The sequence below is a fragment of the Clostridium sp. C8-1-8 genome (assembly GCF_009928445.1).
GTDB lineage: Bacteria > Bacillota > Clostridia > Clostridiales > Clostridiaceae > Clostridium_AR.
This window is the reverse complement of record NZ_JAABNO010000062.1, coordinates 1-5,350: the sequence shown is the minus strand read 5'-3', so window position 1 is coordinate 5,350 and position 5,350 is coordinate 1. Positions and strand designations below refer to the sequence as shown.

Here is a 5,350-nt window from a genome sequence, read left to right as displayed (position 1 = left end):
TAAGTCTAGTTTTAGACTTTGTTTATTTTACTCTGTTTAATTTTCAAAGACCATTTCTTGCTGCTTATTTATATTATCATCATAAATTTAATTTGTCAACACTCTTTTTACTTAAGTATTTTTTCAAATTTAATTTGTCAGACAACGATATTTAATATAACATGGCCATAAATATTTTTCAATACTAATTATCAATCATTAAATCAACTTATTCTTATAATGCTTATATATAATACATATTCCTCTTATATTCTATATCTTATAAAATTATAAAAAGATAACTGCAATGTCCTTTTTAGTTATCCCAAATCTCGTCTATATCTTCTAAACATACTCTTATCATAAAATACTTTTTTCATCCTTAGCAAAAAAAATCGCTGAATGATTTGTTCAGCGATTTTCTACACATCTATATTCAATATATTCTATAAGGAAAATAGAAATTGGTATTTTGTATTCATATATCTTATTATGATATATTCTCAAACTGCATATTATACAAGTAAGCATAGGTTCCTTGTAGATCTATGAGCTCATTATGATTTCCTCTTTCTTTTACCCCTTCATCAGTAAGAACTATAATCTCATCTGCATTTCTTATAGTACTCAACCTGTGAGCTATTACTAAAGTAGTTCTATTCTTAGAAAGATCTTCTAAAGACTTTTGTATAAACTTTTCACTTTCATTATCCAGAGCAGAAGTCGCCTCATCCAATATTAAAATTGGAGGATTCTTTAAAAATACTCTAGCAATTGATATTCTTTGCTTTTGCCCACCTGAAAGCTTGACACCTCTTTCACCAACACTAGTGTTATAGCCTTCATTTAAAGTCATTATAAAGTCGTGAATATTGGCTTTTTTTGCTGCCTCGATAATTTCTTCATCGGAAGCATTAGGCTTTCCATATGCTATGTTTTCTTTAATTGTTCCAGTAAACATATATACGTCCTGCTGCACTATACCTATAGCATTCCTAAGTGATCTTAGTTTTAAATCTCTTATATCAATGCCATCAATAGAAATAGATCCATTACTTATCTCATAGAATCTAGGTATTAAACTACAGAAGGTGGTTTTGCCTCCACCAGAAGGTCCAACTAAAGCTACATTTTTTCCTGCACTTATATTTATATTTATATTCTCAAGTATATTGTGTTTCTTGTTATAGCTAAAAGAGACATTTTTAAACTCAATATTCCCCTTAGGATTTGTAAGTTCCACAGCTCCTTTTTTATCAACTATATCTGGTTCAGTATTCATTACCTGTAGGAATCTATCAAAACCAGTAAGTCCTTTTTGGAACTGCTCAGTGAAGTTTACAAGCTTATCTATAGGACTTAAAAATATATTTATATACAGTATATAAACCATAAGATCTGATACTTTAAGTGTTCCATTACTTATAAAAATCCCACCTGCCAATATAACAGATACATATAAAAGTCCTTGGAAGAATCCATTTCCACTAAAGAACTTACCCATGATAAAGTAATTATCTTCTTTACTTTTTAGGAATTCTGTATTACCTTTTTCAAACTTAGAGCTTTCAATCCCCTCATTAGCAAAGGATTTTACAACTCTAATTCCAGATAGGCTGTCCTGAACTATAGCATTTACATTAGCTATTTTTTCTCTATTCTTCATAAAAACTTTATTCATATGTTTATTATAGAATATGGAGAAATACAACATAACTAAGGTTAAAAAGAAGAGTATTAAAGTTATTCTAGTATTAATATTCATAAGTATTAAGAAAGAACCGAAAAGTTTAAGTATGGAAATAAATATATCTTCTGGTCCGTGGTGAGCTAATTCAGAAATATCAAATAAGTCATTGACTATTCTCGACTGAAGAGTTCCAGTATTGTTGTTATCATAATAGGAAAACGATAACTTTTGAAGATGGTCAAACAAGTCTTTTCTCATATTCGATTCCATCTTGGCACCCATTATGTGCCCCCAAGAGGTTATAAAGTACTGGCAAAAATACCTTATAATATACATTATTAGTAGTGCTATTCCTGCATAAATCACATATGTAAGTATCTTACTCTTGTCCTGCAGGACATATACGTTATTTGTTAAATATCTTACGATCATAGGAAAAACCAAATCTATCCCAGATAATATTAGTGCGCATACCATATCAGCAAAAAAAAGCTTCTTGTATGGATTGTAGTAACTGATAAATTTCTTAAATATACTCATGCTTCTGTATTAATCCTCCCCGTACTTTTTATATAAATTATAAAATATCACCATATAGATTATTAAGCAACCTTCAAAATGTGTGATAAAATTTAGTTTAGATAAACTATTAAAAAAATTTTAACGTTTACTTTACTTGTATTATAGTATTTCAAATCATTATCAAAGTCAATGGATACGAGAAAACTCTGACTGGCTACATGATTTCCTAAGTGAAATACAAGAGTTCTTATTATACTCTTGTGAGGATTTTAACCCTCATGTGATATTTCTAAGGAATAACAAGTTGTTGAATCAACCTTTACAATAAAAAAATAACATCAATCTCAAGACTATGAGTAAAAGCTATTATAATATTACTCATAAATCTTAAGATTGACGTTACTATGATTTATTTAATTTTTATTTTCCGAAGCATTTAATGTGTTGTTCAGTAATAATATATCAACTCTTCTATTCTTGCTTCTTCCTTGTTCAGAATCATTAGCTGCTACTGGCCTGTACTCTCCATAACCTACAGAAGATAATCTTTTAGCTGCTATTCCACCATTATTAACTAAAAACTCAACTACGTTAGCTGCTCTCACAGAAGATAGCTGCCAGTTAGAATGGAAGTAAGCTGTGTTTATAGGCACATTATCAGTATGACCTTCAACTCTTATGAAATTATCAATTTTATTAAGTATTCCAGCTAAAGAAATAAGTTTCTTCTGATTATCACCCTTTACATCAGCCTTACCGCTGTCAAAGAATACTGTATCATTAAAACTTATAACCAATCCTCTTTCTTGAAGGCTTGTGGAAATGCTTCCTTTTAAGTCTGAACCTTCAATCATCTTATCAACTTCTTTTTTTACATTTTCTAGTTTCTGCTGTTCTTCTTTTTCCTTCTTTTCTTCAGCAGCTTTTTCTTCAGCTTGCTGAACCTGCTGAGCATCTATTAACGTTTTACTACTCTCTACACTAGCACTATCAGAGGTACCTATAATATTTTTTCCTCCGCCCATAGCTATACTTAAAGAATTAGCTATCTGGGAATACTTTTTTGCATCCACAGTACTTGAAGCATACATAACCACGAAAAATATCATCAATAGAGTTATTAAATCAGAGTATGTTAATAGCCATCTCTCATTATTTTCTTTTTCCGGTCTTTTCTTTTTCATATAGCTGTACCTCTCTAAGCATTTGCATTGTTAGCATTTAATTCTGCTACTTCATTTTCAGTTAAGAAGCCTTCTAATTTGGATACTAGGGTATTAGGATTAGCCCCTTCTTGAATTAACATAATTGCTTCTATTGTTAGTTCTTTCTCCAAGAGTTCTTCCTTGTCAAGAGCCTTTAGCTTATTAGCTAGAGGTAACCATAATAAATTGGCTGTACCAACACCGTAAAGTGTCGCTATAAATGCAACTGCAATCTTAGGTCCAAGTGTACTTGGGTCACTTAAGTTACCAAGAACTTGAACTAATCCCATAACTGTACCTATAATACCCATGGTTGGCGAAAACCCTCCTGCTGCTTCAAATATAGCTGCACCATCATGATGTCGCTCAGATAGCTGTTCTAGTTTAGTCTCTAGTATTCCTCTTATAGCACTTGGCTCAATACCATCAACCACCATTTGAAGGCCTTTTTTTATAAATGGATCCATGCTATCATTCGTCAAATCCGACTCCAAACTAAGCAGACCATTCTTTCTAGTTTTTACTGACAATTCTTTAAAGAATTCAATTTGTTCCTTTATATTAGTATTTCTAGTTTTGAAAGCCACACCAACTATTTTACCTATATTCTTTAATTTACTCATTGGAAAGGATATTCCTACAGCTCCAATAGTTCCTCCAAAAACTATTACAGCCGCCGAAAAAGCCATAAGCATTGTAGGACTTCCACCCTCTTCTATAAATGCGAAAACCAGCGATCCAAAGCCTATAATTATACTTACAATTATTCCTATATCCATACTTATCCTCCACTTCATGACTTATAATACATTATTAGTTAATAATTGAATTATTTTTCTACATTTATTTATCGAACATTTTCCTAAATTTATTAGTATTTAGACAAAACTTTTATTAAAAATTCATAATTAAGGCAATAATCTTAGCCATATAAAAGTATAAAAGCCTGTAAACTTAGTGTTTACAAGGCTTTTATATTTGTGCTTTATAAATGGCTCCAACCTGTGATATATTAGTTAATTTTTAAATTTTCATAAAGTCTTATCACTCTGCATATAATTCTTTCTTCTTTACTTATATAATCTTATTTAACATATAATCTTATTTAACATATAATACTTAATTTCCTTAAATTCTTTTTTCTATGGCGCTTTATATCAACAATACAAAATCCTTAATTTCTATATCCAAGCATTGAGATTATGAATTTATTATTCTGATATAAATCATAATGTATAAATTCTCCTCGCTTAATTTTCACATATTTATTTCCATTATACTCCTTGTGAGTTAATTTATTATTTTCAAATCTATCAAAAATGTATTTAATATAATTACCATCATAAATTATGTTTATTGTGCCAGGTACTCCTTCTATTGAATAGGTTACTACTTTAAGCTTAGAAGGCTTTTCTAGTAGTACATTATCAAAAAAAATACATACTGGTAATTTATTATCTATTAATCCAGTTGACTCAATAATAGCATCAGGCTTTTCTTTATTAAAGATCTTAGATATAAACCTCATAATTCACCTTTAATTTAATAATATTATCACTATAATCTTATTAAATTAAAAAGATTATATAACTTGTTCAAAGTAAGAAAACTTTAGTACAATCTACCTTTAGTGATCAATATATAAATTGAAAGGTTTACTATCTCCCACAAAATCCCCCGCAAAATTGATTTTTAGCTATTTTATAAAAAAATAAAAAGTCTTGTAACCTTAGTGTTTACAAGACTTTCACATTGGTGCTCCCAACAGGGTTCGAACCTGCGACCTATGGATTCGAAGTCCACCACTCTATCCAACTGAGCTATAGGAGCAAAATGTAGTTTTTTACAATTTATTAAATAGTAAAATAAAAGACAACTTAATTTGTAAGTTGTCTTTTGTATGGAGCGGGTAGTGGGAGTCGAACCCACCTTTTCAGCTTGGAAGGCTGGAGTA

The 5,350-nt window shown here is 30.1% G+C and carries 4 protein-coding genes and 1 tRNA gene; all 5 read right to left on the bottom strand.

The features are described from left to right. Positions 1-469 precede the first annotated feature (469 nt). A complete protein-coding gene (locus GXK57_RS26000) occupies positions 470-2,209 on the bottom strand; it encodes an ABC transporter ATP-binding protein (RefSeq protein WP_160680924.1) in 1,740 nt (579 codons plus the stop codon). Positions 2,210-2,604: 395 nt separating this feature from the next. Beyond that, a complete protein-coding gene (locus tag GXK57_RS25995) occupies positions 2,605-3,375 on the bottom strand; it encodes a flagellar motor protein MotB (RefSeq protein ID WP_160680923.1) in 771 nt (256 codons plus the stop codon). A gap of 14 nt (positions 3,376-3,389) precedes the next feature. After that, positions 3,390-4,175, bottom strand: coding sequence for a flagellar motor protein (locus GXK57_RS25990; RefSeq protein ID WP_160680922.1), 786 nt, complete (start codon positions 4,173-4,175; stop codon positions 3,390-3,392). 395 nt (positions 4,176-4,570) lie between these two features. Beyond that, on the bottom strand, positions 4,571-4,924 hold the full coding sequence (locus GXK57_RS25985) for a DUF4362 domain-containing protein (RefSeq protein WP_160680921.1): 354 nt from the start codon (positions 4,922-4,924) through the stop codon (positions 4,571-4,573). A gap of 225 nt (positions 4,925-5,149) precedes the next feature. Continuing rightward, positions 5,150-5,226: transfer RNA gene (locus GXK57_RS25980), tRNA-Arg, on the bottom strand. Positions 5,227-5,350: the final 124 nt, after the last annotated feature.

Excerpts from the sequence above, each read along its gene's own strand:
- GXK57_RS25995 (WP_160680923.1), bottom strand. The coding sequence starts at position 3,375 with ATGAAAAAGAAAAGACCGGAAAAAGAAAATAATGAGAGATGGCTATTA.
- GXK57_RS25990 (WP_160680922.1), bottom strand. The coding sequence starts at position 4,175 with ATGGATATAGGAATAATTGTAAGTATAATTATAGGCTTTGGATCGCTG.
- GXK57_RS26000 (WP_160680924.1), bottom strand. The coding sequence starts at position 2,209 with ATGAGTATATTTAAGAAATTTATCAGTTACTACAATCCATACAAGAAG.
- GXK57_RS25985 (WP_160680921.1), bottom strand. The coding sequence starts at position 4,924 with ATGAGGTTTATATCTAAGATCTTTAATAAAGAAAAGCCTGATGCTATT.